The sequence below is a fragment of the Rhizobium sp. P1_E6 genome (assembly GCF_056405875.1).
The window spans coordinates 85,564-98,561 of sequence record NZ_JBFUBG010000002.1; the positions used below are offsets into that span (position 1 = coordinate 85,564).

A 12,998-nucleotide genomic window follows, 5' to 3' on the forward strand; every position below is an offset into this window, starting at 1 on the left:
AGGGTCAGCGTTTGTAGGTCGGCGTGATGAAGGGAAGGGCAGAGACTGTGACGGGCAGGTACTTGCCGCGCACTTCGGCATAGACCTGCGTGCCCGCTGCAGCGTGGGAAACCGGCAGGTAGCCCATGGCGACGGGGCCTTCGACGGAAGGGCCGAAACCACCCGAGGTGACTTCGCCGATCTCGGTCTTGCCTTCGGCATCGGCATAGAGCTTGGCATGGCCGCGCACAGGCGCCTTGCCCTCGGGCTTCAGGCCGACGCGCTTGCGGGAAACGCCATTGTCGAGTTCGCCGAGAATGCGCTCAGCACCGGGGAAACCGCCGGCGCGGGCGCCGCCCGTACGGCGAGCCTTCTGCATTCCCCACTCGATGGCGGCTTCGACAGGCGACGTGGTCGTGTCGATATCGTTGCCATAGAGGCAGAGGCCGGCTTCGAGGCGCAGGCTGTCGCGCGCTCCAAGGCCGATCAGCTCGACATCGGGATGCTCGAGCAACCGGTTGGTGACATCCTCGGCCTTGTCGGCGGGAATGGAGATTTCGAAACCGTCCTCGCCGGAATAGCCCGAGCGCGAGACGAGACAGGAAACGTCGTGCAGGCGGCAGTGGCGTACGTCCATGAATTTCATGGCGGCGACATCGGCCCAGAGTTCGGCGAGCACGTCGACGGCGCGTGGGCCCTGCAGGGCGATCAAGGCGCGGTCGAGGACGGTGATCTCGCAGGTATCGGAGAGATGCTTCTGCAGGTGCGCGAGATCGGCTTCCTTACAGGCAGCGTTGACGACGACGAAGAGGTGGTCGTCGAGATGTGTAATCATCAGGTCGTCGAGGATGCCGCCGTTCTCATCGGTGAAGAAGCCGTAACGCTGGCGTCCCTCGGCGAGGCCGAGGATATCGACGGGCACGAGGCTTTCGAGCGCAAGCGCCGCATCCTCATACGTGCCGGACTTCGCCTTGATGATGACCTGGCCCATGTGAGAGACATCGAAGAGGCCGGCGGCAGTACGGGTCTGCAGATGCTCCTTCATGACGCCGGCAGTATATTGCACCGGCATGTCATAACCTGCGAAGGGCACCATGCGGGCGCCGAGCGACAGGTGCAGCGCGTGAAGCGGGGTTTTCTTAAGGGCAGCAGTATCGTCCAAACGACGCCTCCGGGGTTTGCGCCGGATATTCCGGGCGCGGGCTCAAAACTGAAGGCGCGGTTGCGCCTTGTCTCCTTGAGCCCCCTCTGTCCCTGTGCCTGAGATTGTTATCCCTTCGGCGGGCGTTTCGAGAACGCCTCTCTCCAGAGTTCCGTCTGCCCCTTGTGGTCCTTTTGCCTGAGAGTTTCCGGGGCGGTTGCTCCTTCGGCACCGGCATCACGTACCGGCTTCTCCCAACAAGGTTGCGGCAATTATCCGGGGGCGGCGGGCCTTGGCAAGCGAAATGTCGTAGCTGCACAAATTTTTGTCGCGGCTCAAAGAAGCCGGTTGCGATGCGTGGCAAATGGGCTTTTGCATTTGCGGGCAAAATTGGCTAACGCGACGCAAAGCGAGGAGATATTCGATGAACATTGTCAGGACGTTTGGTTTTACAGCTTTCCTTTGCGCTTGCGGCTTCGCCGGATCAGCACTCGCACAGGATCATCATGACATGAAGGGCATGGATATGGGCAGCATGGGCTCCATGAGCATGTCTACAGGTGGTGACGTGGTGAAGGCTGGCGATCTCGAAGTCTCCGGCGGTTTTGCCAAGGCGATGCTGCCCGGCCAGCCTGTCGGCGGCGGCTTCTTCACCGTGAAGAATAATGGCTCTGCCGATGACCGTCTCGTCTCGGTCACGTCGCCCAATGCCGGCGAGGTGCAGCTTCACGAGATGGCCATGAAAGACAATGTCATGAGGATGCGTGAACTGAAGGACGGAATCGCCATTCCCGCCGGCCAGACCGTCGAGCTTGCGCCCGGCAACCTGCATCTAATGTTCCAGAAGGTGAAGACGCCCTTCAGGCAGGGCGACAAAGTGCCTGTTACCCTGACCTTCGAAAAGGCCGGCAAGGTCGACCTGGTGCTGAACGTGCTGTCGGCACAGGGCAAATAAGCGGTGAAAAACAAAAAAGCCCGCGACAATGCGCGGGCTTTGCTCCTCCCAGCAAAACTTAAATCTCAGACATCCTCATAAGACTGCAGGGCCTGCTGCAAGCCGGCCTGCGGCTGGCGATACCCCTTGGTCATCAGATCGAGCGCAACTTCGGTATTCTGGATGATATTGGTAGATTCTTCCCGATCGTCGCCGCTCGGACTGAGCTGGCGTTCCGCAATCTTGCGAGCTTCGCGCGCGGCCGTGCCCGTCGCCACTCGCTGCGGGATGCGCAGGGAATCGAAAGCGAAGGCAGCGGTGTTCGCGGATATGGAAACAAGCTGTGTCATGCGCCTGTCATACCGGGACGATCTTCGCGTTCGGCTTAAGAAAATCATTCGCATTTTACCGGATGGTAAGAATTCTGCAGATGCGATTGGAATCAGGACGGAATCGCAATAAACCGGGGCATGTTCCAGGCTCTGCTCGTCGCCGTCGGCGGCGCAATCGGTTCACTTCTGAGATATTATGTCGGCCTGGGCTCCCTGCGGCTCATGGGGCCTGGCTTTCCCTGGGGAACGCTTGTCGTGAACGTCGTCGGCTGCTTCATCATCGGTGTCTTTGCCGAGATGATTGCGCGCCGTTTCAACGCATCGGTGGAGCTGCGTCTCCTGCTGATCACGGGCTTCCTCGGCGGCTTCACCACGTTCTCCGCCTTCTCGCTGGATGCGATCTCCCTCTTCGAGCGCGGCGAGGTTTTTGCCGGCGGCATCTATATCGCAGCAAGCGTCGGGCTTTCGATGATGGCCGTCATGGCCGGCCTCGGCCTGATGCGCGTACTGCTCTGATTTCGATTCCGATTTCCGTTTTGTGAAAAATGCTCTAAAGGCAGCGGCAAGAGAGGCGCCGGCTTCGATCGCGCCCGTATTTTCCGAAAGATATCCATGGCAGGCATAGAACACATCAAGGTGGAGCCCGATGAAGCGGGCATGCGGCTCGACCGCTGGTTCAAGATCCATTATCCGGGGCTTGGCTTCGGCCCACTGCAGAAGCTGCTGCGCTCCGGCCAGGTGCGCGTCGACGGCGGCCGCGTCAAATCGGATGCCCGTGTGCAGCCCGGCCAGATGGTGCGCATCCCGCCGCTCGATGTCGATGCCAAGCTGAAGGGGCCGATCGCCGGCAAGGATCTCAAGCATTCGAGCGATTTCGAGCTTTTATCCCGCATGGTGCTACATGAGGACGAGAAGGTCATCGTCCTCAACAAGCCGCCAGGGCTTGCGGTGCAGGGCGGCTCGGGTGTTGCAAGACATATCGACCAGATGCTCGAAGCCTGGACCAGCCCGAAGGGCGAGAAGCCGCGCCTCGTGCATCGCCTCGACCGCGATACATCAGGCGTGCTCGTCATTGCCCGCACGCGGGGTGCTGCCCAGAAGCTGACCGCCGCCTTCCGCGAACGCGACACCAAGAAGACCTACTGGGCGCTGGTCAAGGGTGTACCGCGCAAGCACGAGGACAGAATCTCGACCTGGCTCGTCAAGGAGCCGACGGCCGACGGCGACCGCATGCGCATCGCCAAGCACGGCGAAGACGGCGCCGATCATGCGATTTCCTTCTACCGCGTGCTGGAGACGGCGGCGCAGAATCTCGCATGGCTGGAGATGGAACCCTATACGGGGCGTACTCACCAGTTGCGCGTCCATGCGCTGCATATCGGCCATCCGATCATCGGCGATCCGAAATATTTCGACGACGATATAAACTGGCCTTTCCCCGGAGGCATCCAGAAGAAGCTGCATCTGCACGCACGCCATATCGATATCCCGCATCCCGCCGGCGGGCGCCTGCGCGTCAGCGCACCGCTGCCGCCGCATATGGTGCAGACCTGGAACCTTCTCGGTCTCGACCTTGCCGGCGCTGAGAGAGACGACGAATGAAACTCGCGCTTTTTGATTGCGACGGCACGCTGGTCGACAGCGCCGGGCTGATCCACGAAACCATGCRCCGCACCTTCGAAAAATTCGGCAAGGCAGAGCCGCGCTTTGAGGATACCAAGGCGATTATCGGCCTGTCGCTGGATATCGCCATTGCCCGCATGCAGGGCAAGCAGCATGTCGAGCAGCAAGACATCGACATGACGGCGCATTACAAATCGCTGTTCTCGGTGGTGCGGCAGGATCTCGACTACCGGGAGCCGCTGTTTGCCGGCATTCGAGAGATGATCGATGCGATCAGTGGGCGCGAGGATCTGCTGATCGGCGCCGTCACCGGCAAGTCCCGGCGCGGGCTAAAGCTTGTGGCGGAAACGCATGGTTTCAACTTCATCGTATCGCGCACCGCCGACGATTGCCCCTCCAAGCCGCATCCGGCCATGGTGAGCGAATGCTGCGATGAAACCGGCATCGTTGCCGCCGACACCATTGTCATCGGTGATGCGATTTACGATATGCAGATGGCAAAGGCTGCCGGCGCCAAGGCGATCGGTGTTGCCTGGGGCTATGCCAGCGTGGATGAACTGATCGCCAATGGCGCCGATGCGATCGCCTATCATCCGAATGAGATTTTGCGCCATTTTTCCTGAGGTGAGCCCATGCGCGACCTGCTGAACGACCTTTCCGAAGACCTGAGCCATCCCGATCCGATCCGCCGTGCGCAGATCCAGATGAAGAAGCCGCTGCCGAAGCGCTTCTATCAGGCGGTTTCCACTGCACCACACGAAGATGGTTTCGCGATCGAGCTGGACGGCAAACTCGTGCGCACGCCGGCCCGCCAGATACTGGCAGTGCCGAGCGAAGCGCTGGCAAAGCTCGTCGCTGCCGAATGGGACGCACAGAGTGAGGTCATCGATCCCTCGCTGATGCCGATGACGCGTCTTGTCAACACGGCGATCGACGGCGTTGCGACCGACACGCAGGCCGTCTTCGAGGATATTCTGCGCTTTTCATCGAGCGACCTGCTCTGCTACCGCGCCGACGACCCGCAAAAGCTGGTCGAGCGACAGACGGAGCGCTGGGATCCGGTGCTCGACTGGGCAGCCGCCGAATTCGGTGCGCGCTTCATCCTCGTCGAAGGTGTGATGCATCACGAGCAGCCGCGCGAGGCGATCGCCGCCTTCGGTTCGGCGCTGCGCCGGCATGACAGCGCACTCACGCTCGCCGCTCTCCACACGATGACGACGCTAACCGGTTCGGCGCTTCTGGCGCTTGCGATTGCCGAAGAGCGGATCACGCCAGACGAAGCCTGGTCGCTCGCCCATCTCGATGAGGACTGGACCATCGAGCATTGGGGAAGCGACGAAGAAGCCGAGCAGCGCAGGGCCAAGCGTTTCGAGGATTTCAAGGCCGCAACGGATGTTTTTTTCGCGCTAAGGGCCTGAATCATATTGCCTTGACGGGCTTTATGACCAAATCTGCGACTCCAGACGGGGATATGCGGGAATTTGGAATGAATTGGCAGACGTGGAAATTTTGCCTGATAGCGCTTGTTTGCATCGCGCTGACGGCCTGCGCCAGCCTCATGCCGAAGAAGGAGGAAAAGCCCGTCTACGACGTGCGAAGCGCCGTCGTGCTTTCGAGCACGACCCTGTCGGCGGAACTGCTTTCCGGCATCAGCGACCGCGTCAACTCCGCCATCCGCGCGACGGTCCGCACGAGCGAATTGCCGCGCGTGGTGCTGACGATCCGCATCGTTTCCGTCACAAAGGGCCTCGGTTTCCAGAAGGACCGCAATGTCGCGAAGGTGAGGATCGATGCGGCCTCCGTGGAAGACGGCTCCGTGATCGCCGTAACCTCCTTCGAAGTTACAAGCCTGACCGCCGATCCTGACCTTGCCGACGACATTCTGGCGGAAGATATCGCTGCACGCGTGCGCTCCGCCTTTTCACTGAGCGGACGCTAGGGCATTTCTGTTTCTAAGCAACTCCGGACACAAAACCGCGCATACTTTGCTGAAATGCTGCATAACCGCTGAAAGCGGCGAGGGGGGATCATGAAGGATATTCTGGAAGAGCTCGAACGCCGCCGCAAAATTGCCCGTCTCGGCGGCGGCCAGGTGCGCATCGACGCGCAGCATCAGCGCGGCAAGCTGACGGCGCGTGAGCGCATCGACCTCTTCCTCGACGAAGGCTCCTTCGAGGAGTTCGACATGTTCGTCGAGCACCGCTCTACCGATTTCGGCATGGACAAGAGCCGCATCGCCGGCGACGGCGTGGTGACCGGCTGGGGCACTGTCAACGGCCGCACCGTCTTCGTCTTCGCCAAGGATTTCACCGTCTTCGGCGGTTCGCTTTCGGAAGCCCATGCCGAGAAGATCATCAAGGTGCAGGATATGGCGCTGAAGAACCGCGCGCCTATCATCGGCATCTATGATGCAGGCGGCGCGCGCATTCAGGAAGGTGTCGCGGCACTCGGCGGTTATGCCGAAGTCTTCCAGCGCAATGTACTGGCGTCTGGCGTCATTCCGCAGATCTCCGTCATCATGGGGCCGTGCGCCGGCGGCGACGTCTATTCGCCTGCCATGACGGATTTCATCTTCATGGTGCGCGACACGTCCTACATGTTCGTGACCGGTCCCGATGTCGTGAAGACCGTCACCAACGAGACGGTGACATCGGAAGAACTCGGTGGCGCGAGCGTGCATACGACGCGCTCCTCGATAGCCGATGGCGCCTATGACAATGATGTCGATACGCTCTTGCAGGTTCGCCGCCTCATCGATTTCCTGCCGCAGTCGAACACGTCGCCGGTGCCGGAAATCGAATCTTATCAGTCGGCGACCGATGCCGACAATTCGCTGGATACGTTGATCCCGGCCAATGCCAACAAGCCCTACGACATCAAGGAATTGATCCAGAAGGTGGCGGACGAGGGGGATTTCTTCGAGATCCAGGCGAGCTTTGCCAAGAATATCGTCTGCGGCTTCGGGCGCATCGAGGGCTCGACTGTCGGCTTCGTCGCCAATCAGCCAATGGTGCTTGCCGGCGTGCTTGACAGCGACGCCTCACGCAAGGCGGCGCGCTTCGTGCGCTTCTGCGACTGCTTCAACATTCCGATCGTCACCTTCGTCGACGTGCCGGGTTTCCTGCCGGGCACGGCGCAGGAATATGGCGGGCTCATCAAGCATGGCGCCAAGCTGCTCTTTGCCTATGCGGAAGCGACGGTGCCGAAGCTGACGGTCATTACCCGCAAGGCCTTCGGCGGCGCCTATGACGTGATGGCGTCGAAACATCTGCGGGGCGATTTGAACTATGCCTGGCCGACGGCCCAGATCGCCGTCATGGGCGCCAAGGGCGCCGTCGAGATCATCTTCCGCAAGGATATCGCCGATCCCGAAAAGATTGCGGCGCACACGAAAATGTATGAGGATCGCTTCCTGTCACCCTTCGTGGCGGCCGAGCGGGGCTATGTCGACGAGGTGATCATGCCGCATTCGACACGGCGCCGGCTGGCTCGCGGACTGAAGATGCTGCGGAACAAGGATCTCAGCAATCCCTGGAAGAAGCACGACAACATCCCGTTGTGAACGAATAAAGGAGCCTCTTCAGGTGTTTATCCACTGTCGAAGTTGTGAACGCCTGTCAGCAAACTGTGTCTTCAATCCCTGTTAGAGACACGGTAACGCTCGGCAGTACACCCTTAAGGAGAGTCTTTATGTCAACTTTCGAGCGTCTATCCGCCTACCGCCCCTATGGTCTGGCCGCTCTCAGAATCATGACCGCGCTTCTGTTCATCGAGCACGGAACGATGAAGCTTTTCGGCTTCCCGGCAGCGCAGGGCGACGGCCCGCTGTCCACTTTGTTCCTGATTGCGGCACTGCTGGAAACCTTTGGCGGTATCCTCATTCTCATCGGCTTCGCAACACGGCCGGTTGCCTTCCTGTTGGCGGGCGAAATGGCGATCGCCTATTTCATGGCGCATATGCCGCACAGCTTCTTCCCGGCTCTCAACCAGGGCGATGGCGCGATCCTGTTCTGCTTCGTCTTCCTCTACCTGTTCTTTGCCGGCGCCGGTGCATGGTCCGTCGATAACAGAAACGCGGCTGCCTAACAGAAGAGGCTGCGGGTGCTTCATCGCCGCAGCCTCTTCTTCATTTCAGATATTTCTTTTTCAGGCCGTCAGCTTGAGGCCGGCAATGCCGGTGACGATCAGCGCAATGCAGATCAGGCGCGAGGCGCTTGCCGCATCCCCCAGAAGCCAGATACCGAGCAAGACGGTACCAACAGTGCCTATACCGGTCCAGATCGCGTAAGCCGTGCCGATGGGCAGGGTTTTGACGGCAAGACCGAGCAGGATGACGCTCACCACCATGCAAATGACTGTGAGGATCGTCGGCATCGGACGGGTGAAGCCGTCGGTATATTTCAGACCGATTGCCCAACCGCATTCAAAAAGGCCAGCGAGAAAAAGCAGGAACCAGGCCATCATACTCTCCTTGTCAAGAGCGAGGCCGTCCCCGCGACTTTTGCGCCCCGGGCAGACCCGAGCGCCGCAGTCGTCTGCGTCACGCTTGATATGGACGAGGGAACGGCTGAGTTCAAGTTAGGAATTGGCATAGCTGCCATGCCACCCGATTCCAGCGGGCAGGCCTGGCAATCAGGCGTTCTTCGCGCGGCGGCAGAGACGATCGAAGGTCTCGAGGAAACGCGAACGATCCTTGGGGCTGAAAGCGGCATTGTAGCCCTTGCTTTCGCCGGTCTCTCGCAGATGAGCGCCGAGATCGCGCATGGCGCTCGCCATGCCGATGTTGGTCTGATCAAAGACACGTCCTGTCGGGCCTGTCACGAAGGAGCCCTTGGCGACGCAGCGAACCGCAAGCGGCACGTCGGCAGTCACCACGACATCCGTCGGGCCGGTATTGTCGGCGATCCAGTTGTCGGCGGCGTCAAAGGCATTCGAGACAATGACGTTGCGCACCATCGGGTCACGGGATGGGCGCAGGCCGGAATTGGCGACGAAGGTCACCTCCATGCCGAGGCGTTCGGCCACTTTCAGGATTTCGGGTTTGACCGGGCAGGCATCGGCATCGACATAGATCATGGGAAAACCCTCATGCCGGCTCTCCGGCCAGCTGGCGGACCATATCGATATGGGGAATGCCGTCTTCCAGATATTCCTCCGAGGTCTTCACGAAACCGAAGGATTCGTAGAAGCGACGCAGATGGGCCTGCGCCGAAAGCGCGATGGGATTTTCGGGAAAGAGCCTTTCACAGACGATGATCGATTCCTTCATCACCGCATCGCCGAGCCGCCTGCCGCGATGGGCGGGTGAGACAACGACGCGGCCGATCTTTGCGGGATCCTGTGCATTATAGGGCTTCAGGAGCCGCGTGGAGGCAATGAGTTCAGTGCCCTCCAGCAGCCGCAGGTGCAGGGCATCGATATCCTTGCCGTCGAGTTCCGGATAGGGGCAATTCTGCTCGACGACGAAGACATCCACACGCATTCTCAAGAGGTCGTAAAGCTCCCGCGCGGAGAGCTCATCGAGGCCCTTCAGATCGACGCTGTAGGCAATAGCAGTCATCAATAGACCACGACGCCGCGGATGCTTTCACCCTTGTGCATGAGATCGAAGCCCTTGTTGATGTCTTCGAGCGGCATTGTGTGGGTGATCATCGGGTCGATCTGGATCTTGCCCTCCATGTACCAGTCGACGATCTTCGGCACGTCGGTGCGACCGCGGGCACCGCCGAAGGCCGTGCCCATCCAGTTGCGGCCAGTGACCAGCTGGAAGGGACGCGTCGAGATCTCCTGGCCGGCGCCGGCGACGCCAATGATGACGGACTTGCCCCAGCCACGGTGGCTGGCTTCCAGCGCCTGGCGCATGACCTTGGTGTTGCCGGTGCAGTCGAAGGTGTAATCGGCGCCGCCGATCAGGTCGCCATGGCGCTTCGTCATGTTGACGAGATAGGGCACGATGTCGTCGCCGACTTCCTTCGGGTTGACGAAATGCGTCATGCCGAACCTCTCGCCCCATGCCTTGCGGTCAGGGTTGATATCGACACCGATGATCATGTCGGCACCGGCAAGGCGCAAGCCCTGGAGAACGTTGAGACCGATACCGCCGAGACCGAAGACGATGGCCGTCGAGCCGATCTCGACCTTGGCGGTGTTGATGACCGCGCCGATGCCCGTCGTGACACCGCAGCCGATATAGCAGACCTTGTCGAAGGGGGCGTCGGGATTGATCTTGGCAAGCGCGATCTCCGGCAGAACGGTGAAGTTCGCGAAGGTCGAGCAGCCCATATAGTGGTGGATCTTGTCCTTGCCGATCGAGAAGCGCGAGGTGCCGTCGGGCATCACGCCCTGGCCCTGGGTCGCGCGGATCGAGGTGCAGAGATTGGTCTTGCGCGAGGTGCAGGAATAGCATTCGCGGCATTCCGGCGTGTAGAGCGGAATCACGTGATCGCCCTTTTTCACGGACGTGACGCCGGGGCCGACATCGACGACGATGCCGGCGCCTTCATGGCCAAGGATCGCCGGGAAAAGACCTTCCGGATCGGCACCGGAAAGCGTGAAATCATCAGTGTGGCAAATGCCGGTCGCCTTGACCTCGATCAGCACTTCGCCTGCCTTCGGGCCTTCGAGCTGAACGGTCATGACCTCAAGGGGTTTTCCTGCCTGAACGGCAACGGCGGCGCGAACATCCATCTTCGATCTCCTCTGATTTGCGTGGCGGACTCTTGCACGCTCGGCGAGGATGGCTCAAGCACAAAAAGGGCTTAGAACGCCATTCGAAAATCGGCTTCGCCTAGGTGAATTCCATATCGGCTTCGCCTAGGTGAATTCCATATCGGCTTCGCCTAGGTGAATTCCATATCGGCTTCGCCTAGGTGAATTCCATATCGGCTTCGCCTCAGGCAAATTCCATGATGACGGCATCGACCGCGAGGCTTTCGCCAGGAGCGGCCGTAATCTTGCCGACGACGAGATCGCGCTCGGCACGCAGCACGTTTTCCATCTTCATCGCTTCGACGACAGCGAGCGTTTCGCCTGCCTTGACCTCCTGGCCTTCGGAGACGGCGATCGAGACGACGAGGCCGGGCATGGGGCAGAGCAGGAGCTTGGAGGTATCCGGCGGCAACTTGACGGGCATCAGGCGATCCAACTCGGCATGACGCGGCGTAAAGACACGCGCCTTGACCGAAAGACCCTGCCAGTCGATTCGCAGGCCATTCAGGATCGGACGGATCTGCGCCGTCACCGGCCGGCTGGCAATCCTGCCATGCCAGACCGGATCGCCCGGTCTCCAATCGGTGACAACGGTTTCGGTGCGGCCACCGACCTCCATTTCCATCTCGAAGGGAATCGTGACGAGGCCATCGATCAGTTTGACAGGCACATAGGTGCTGCCAAGCTTGACGGCCCATTCGTCACGCAAGGAGCCGCTCGCCTGGCGCAAGCGGTCGGCAAAGTCCTCGCGGCGGCCGGACTCGATCAAGGAAACGGAAAGCGCGATGGCGGCAAGCGCTGCCTCTTCCGCCGCGTCAGGCGCCATCGGGGCGAAGCCTTCAGGATATTCTTCAGCGATGAAGCCGGTGGAAAGGCGGCCTTCGCGCCAGCGCGGATGCTTCATGAGCGCCGAGAGGAAGGGAACATTGTGTTCAATGCCATCGACCACGAACGCGTCGAGCGCCTGGCCCATGGCTTCCACCGCCTGCAGGCGGCTCGGCGCCCAGGTGCAGAGCTTGGCGATCATCGGGTCGTAATACATGGAGATTTCAGCGCCTTCGAAGACACCGGTATCGTTGCGGATGATCAGATCGCCAGTCCGGCCCTCTGCCGGTGGTCGGTAACGCGTCAGGCGGCCGATCGAGGGCAGGAAGTTGCGGTAGGGATCTTCGGCATAGAGACGGCTTTCCACCGCCCAGCCATTCAACCTGATGTCCTTCTGGGCGAAGGGCAGCTTCTCGCCTGATGCAACGCGGATCATCTGCTCGACGAGATCGATGCCGGTCACGAGTTCCGTCACCGGATGCTCAACCTGCAGGCGAGTATTCATTTCGAGGAAATAGAAATTGCGGTCGCGGTCGACAATGAACTCCACCGTGCCGGCGCTCTGATAGTCGACAGCCTTTGCGAGCGCCACCGACTGCGCGCCCATGGCTGCACGGGTCTTCTCATCGAGGAAAGGCGAGGGCGCTTCTTCGGCGACCTTCTGGTTCCGGCGCTGGATGGAGCATTCGCGCTCGCCGAGATAGACGACATTGCCATGCGCATCGGCCAGTACCTGGATTTCGATATGGCGCGGATCGACCACATATTTCTCGATGAAGACGCGGTCGTCGCCGAAGGAACTCTTGGCTTCCGAGCGGGCGCGGTCGAAGCCGTCGCGCACCTCCGCCTGATTCCAGGCAATGCGCATACCCTTGCCGCCGCCGCCGGCTGATGCCTTGATCATCACGGGATAGCCGATCTCAGCGGCGATCTTTTCGGCATGCGCCACGTCATCGATCACCCCGAGATAACCGGGTACGGTCGAGACCTTGGCGGCATTGGCGAATTTCTTCGATTCGATCTTGTCGCCCATCGCCATGATCGCCCTGGGCTTCGGGCCGATGAAGATGATGCCTTCCTTCTCCAGCGCCTCGCAAAAGGAAGCGCGCTCCGACAGGAAGCCATAGCCGGGGTGCACGGCTTCGGCACCGGTCTCTTTGCAGGCAGCGATTATCTTTTCGGCAACGAGATAGCTTTCGGCAGCCGGGGCAGGGCCAATGTGGACGGCCTCATCGGCCATTTCGACATGCAGGGCATCCCGATCCGCATCCGAATAGACCGCAACGGTGGCAATGCCCATGCGGCGCGCGGTTTTGATCACGCGGCAGGCAATCTCGCCGCGATTCGCGATCAGGATTTTCTTGAACATCGAGACTCCACCCAGGAAATGCGTTCCGGAGTTTTACGCATAAAAAGCCGGAACGTACAATTGGGCTGAAGAATCAGGGCGGGCTGA

Annotated in this window: 14 protein-coding genes, 1 pseudogene and 1 riboswitch; of the genes and pseudogenes, 8 read left to right on the plus strand and 7 right to left on the minus strand. The window is 60.5% G+C overall.

The window, feature by feature from the left end:
• Positions 1 to 4 precede the first annotated feature (4 nt).
• A complete protein-coding gene (gcvT, locus tag AC1D35_RS01955) occupies positions 5 to 1,141 on the minus strand; it encodes a glycine cleavage system aminomethyltransferase GcvT (RefSeq protein ID WP_113310639.1) in 1,137 nt (378 codons plus the stop codon).
• Positions 1,142 to 1,296: 155 nt separating this feature from the next.
• Positions 1,297 to 1,388: riboswitch (glycine riboswitch) on the minus strand.
• A 231-nt stretch (positions 1,389 to 1,619) separates the two neighbouring features.
• Here gcvT and AC1D35_RS01960 point away from each other — a divergent pair.
• A pseudogene (locus AC1D35_RS01960) lies at positions 1,620 to 2,075 on the plus strand (copper chaperone PCu(A)C); the annotation flags it as partial.
• Positions 2,076 to 2,140: 65 nt separating this feature from the next.
• Here AC1D35_RS01960 and AC1D35_RS01965 read toward each other — a convergent pair.
• On the minus strand, positions 2,141 to 2,404 hold the full coding sequence (locus AC1D35_RS01965; protein WP_113310638.1) for a hypothetical protein: 264 nt from the start codon (positions 2,402 to 2,404) through the stop codon (positions 2,141 to 2,143).
• A 120-nt stretch (positions 2,405 to 2,524) separates the two neighbouring features.
• On the opposite strand from AC1D35_RS01965, the gene crcB reads away from it, so the two are divergent.
• From crcB to AC1D35_RS02000, 7 genes are all read left to right on the plus strand, one after another.
• Positions 2,525 to 2,902 carry a fluoride efflux transporter CrcB gene (gene crcB, locus AC1D35_RS01970; protein ID WP_113310637.1) on the plus strand — a complete coding sequence of 126 codons (378 nt, stop codon included), beginning with the start codon at positions 2,525 to 2,527 and terminating at the stop codon, positions 2,900 to 2,902.
• A 96-nt stretch (positions 2,903 to 2,998) separates the two neighbouring features.
• Positions 2,999 to 3,988: an RluA family pseudouridine synthase gene (locus AC1D35_RS01975; protein WP_113299397.1), complete on the plus strand. Its 990-nt coding sequence runs from the start codon at positions 2,999 to 3,001 to the stop codon at positions 3,986 to 3,988.
• Positions 3,985 to 4,632: an HAD-IA family hydrolase gene (locus AC1D35_RS01980; RefSeq protein ID WP_477938197.1), complete on the plus strand. Its 648-nt coding sequence runs from the start codon at positions 3,985 to 3,987 to the stop codon at positions 4,630 to 4,632. The genes AC1D35_RS01975 and AC1D35_RS01980 overlap by 4 nt, the downstream gene beginning before the upstream one ends.
• A gap of 9 nt (positions 4,633 to 4,641) precedes the next feature.
• The gene (locus AC1D35_RS01985) at positions 4,642 to 5,427 is read left to right on the plus strand and encodes an ATP12 family chaperone protein (RefSeq protein ID WP_113310635.1); all 786 of its coding nucleotides are present in this window, start codon (positions 4,642 to 4,644) and stop codon (positions 5,425 to 5,427) included.
• A 68-nt stretch (positions 5,428 to 5,495) separates the two neighbouring features.
• On the plus strand, positions 5,496 to 5,948 hold the full coding sequence (locus tag AC1D35_RS01990; RefSeq protein ID WP_113310634.1) for a calponin homology domain-containing protein: 453 nt from the start codon (positions 5,496 to 5,498) through the stop codon (positions 5,946 to 5,948).
• Between the two features lie 90 nt (positions 5,949 to 6,038).
• The gene (locus tag AC1D35_RS01995) at positions 6,039 to 7,571 is read left to right on the plus strand and encodes an acyl-CoA carboxylase subunit beta (RefSeq protein WP_113310633.1); all 1,533 of its coding nucleotides are present in this window, start codon (positions 6,039 to 6,041) and stop codon (positions 7,569 to 7,571) included.
• A gap of 128 nt (positions 7,572 to 7,699) precedes the next feature.
• Complete coding sequence (locus AC1D35_RS02000; RefSeq protein ID WP_113299392.1) at positions 7,700 to 8,095, plus strand: DoxX family protein; 396 nt, start codon at positions 7,700 to 7,702, stop codon at positions 8,093 to 8,095.
• A gap of 60 nt (positions 8,096 to 8,155) precedes the next feature.
• On the opposite strand, the gene sugE is transcribed toward AC1D35_RS02000, so the two are convergent.
• The 5 genes from sugE to AC1D35_RS02025 all read right to left on the minus strand — a co-directional run bounded on the left by sugE (position 8,156) and on the right by AC1D35_RS02025 (position 12,911).
• Positions 8,156 to 8,470 carry a quaternary ammonium compound efflux SMR transporter SugE gene (gene sugE, locus AC1D35_RS02005; RefSeq protein ID WP_113310632.1) on the minus strand — a complete coding sequence of 105 codons (315 nt, stop codon included), beginning with the start codon at positions 8,468 to 8,470 and terminating at the stop codon, positions 8,156 to 8,158.
• Between the two features lie 171 nt (positions 8,471 to 8,641).
• Positions 8,642 to 9,085 (minus strand): YaiI/YqxD family protein, encoded by a 444-nt coding sequence (locus AC1D35_RS02010; RefSeq protein WP_113299390.1) that lies wholly within the window; start codon positions 9,083 to 9,085, stop codon positions 8,642 to 8,644.
• 10 nt (positions 9,086 to 9,095) lie between these two features.
• Complete coding sequence (locus AC1D35_RS02015) at positions 9,096 to 9,569, minus strand: GNAT family N-acetyltransferase (RefSeq protein WP_113310631.1); 474 nt, start codon at positions 9,567 to 9,569, stop codon at positions 9,096 to 9,098.
• Positions 9,569 to 10,696 carry an S-(hydroxymethyl)glutathione dehydrogenase/class III alcohol dehydrogenase gene (locus AC1D35_RS02020; RefSeq protein WP_113310630.1) on the minus strand — a complete coding sequence of 376 codons (1,128 nt, stop codon included), beginning with the start codon at positions 10,694 to 10,696 and terminating at the stop codon, positions 9,569 to 9,571. The genes AC1D35_RS02015 and AC1D35_RS02020 overlap by 1 nt, the downstream gene beginning before the upstream one ends.
• Before the next feature lie 205 nt (positions 10,697 to 10,901).
• Positions 10,902 to 12,911 carry an acetyl-CoA carboxylase biotin carboxylase subunit gene (locus AC1D35_RS02025; RefSeq protein WP_113310629.1) on the minus strand — a complete coding sequence of 670 codons (2,010 nt, stop codon included), beginning with the start codon at positions 12,909 to 12,911 and terminating at the stop codon, positions 10,902 to 10,904.
• Positions 12,912 to 12,998: the final 87 nt, after the last annotated feature.

Excerpts from the sequence above, each read along its gene's own strand:
- AC1D35_RS02020 (WP_113310630.1), bottom strand. The coding sequence starts at position 10,696 with ATGGATGTTCGCGCCGCCGTTGCCGTTCAGGCAGGAAAACCCCTTGAG.
- AC1D35_RS02015 (WP_113310631.1), bottom strand. The coding sequence starts at position 9,569 with ATGACTGCTATTGCCTACAGCGTCGATCTGAAGGGCCTCGATGAGCTC.
- AC1D35_RS01975 (WP_113299397.1), top strand. The coding sequence starts at position 2,999 with ATGGCAGGCATAGAACACATCAAGGTGGAGCCCGATGAAGCGGGCATG.
- crcB (WP_113310637.1), top strand. The coding sequence starts at position 2,525 with ATGTTCCAGGCTCTGCTCGTCGCCGTCGGCGGCGCAATCGGTTCACTT.
- AC1D35_RS02000 (WP_113299392.1), top strand. The coding sequence starts at position 7,700 with ATGTCAACTTTCGAGCGTCTATCCGCCTACCGCCCCTATGGTCTGGCC.
- sugE (WP_113310632.1), bottom strand. The coding sequence starts at position 8,470 with ATGGCCTGGTTCCTGCTTTTTCTCGCTGGCCTTTTTGAATGCGGTTGG.
- AC1D35_RS01985 (WP_113310635.1), top strand. The coding sequence starts at position 4,642 with ATGCGCGACCTGCTGAACGACCTTTCCGAAGACCTGAGCCATCCCGAT.
- AC1D35_RS01995 (WP_113310633.1), top strand. The coding sequence starts at position 6,039 with ATGAAGGATATTCTGGAAGAGCTCGAACGCCGCCGCAAAATTGCCCGT.
- AC1D35_RS01990 (WP_113310634.1), top strand. The coding sequence starts at position 5,496 with ATGAATTGGCAGACGTGGAAATTTTGCCTGATAGCGCTTGTTTGCATC.
- AC1D35_RS02010 (WP_113299390.1), bottom strand. The coding sequence starts at position 9,085 with ATGATCTATGTCGATGCCGATGCCTGCCCGGTCAAACCCGAAATCCTG.
- AC1D35_RS01965 (WP_113310638.1), bottom strand. The coding sequence starts at position 2,404 with ATGACACAGCTTGTTTCCATATCCGCGAACACCGCTGCCTTCGCTTTC.
- AC1D35_RS02025 (WP_113310629.1), bottom strand. The coding sequence starts at position 12,911 with ATGTTCAAGAAAATCCTGATCGCGAATCGCGGCGAGATTGCCTGCCGC.